General features: G+C 56.6%; 1 pseudogene. It reads left to right on the top strand.

Annotated features, from left to right (window positions below):
• Positions 1 to 529: pseudogene (locus HMPREF2875_RS02070) on the top strand (IS21 family transposase); the annotation flags it as partial.
• Positions 530 to 542 lie beyond the last annotated feature (13 nt).

Genomic DNA, 542 nt, shown 5'->3' with positions numbered 1-542 from the left:
AGTTACTGTCTTTGACGCTGGGCAGCGTGTTGCCACCCACCGGCTTGCCCAAGCCCGGGGGATCTATGTCACTGACGTGGATCATATTCCTGCCAACATGGCTGATACCACAGGGCTGTGGACCAGTGACTACTTCTACCGTGAAGCGGCCAAGATCGGGCCAGCGACCCAGAAAGTCATCGCAGAACTCATCAGCGCAAAGGCAATCCCTGCCCAGGCGTATCAGTCGTGTCGAAACGTACTAAATATGGGCAAGCACGCCAACAAGGCGATTTTGGAACAAGCCTGTGCCCGCTTGATCGCACCTGATGGCGCAAGGAGGGCCGTGTCGTATACCGCGGTGAAAAACATGATGGCTGCGGTACGCAAAGACCAATCCACCCGCCCGACAGGCCATGATCTTGCGCCAACAACACCGCCTGAAACACCACCAGCAGTTCACGCACGTGATACCCGCGGCGCGTATCTGGGTGGGTCTGCCCAGTTCAGCATGGAAAACCTTAGGAAGAAAGGACCTTCGAAGTCATGACACAGCCACAACC

The organism is Corynebacterium sp. HMSC078H07 (assembly GCF_001812805.1).
Taxonomy (GTDB): Bacteria; Actinomycetota; Actinomycetes; order Mycobacteriales; family Mycobacteriaceae; genus Corynebacterium.
Note: the sequence above shows the minus strand (reverse complement) of the source record. Positions and strands in the feature narration are given on the sequence as shown.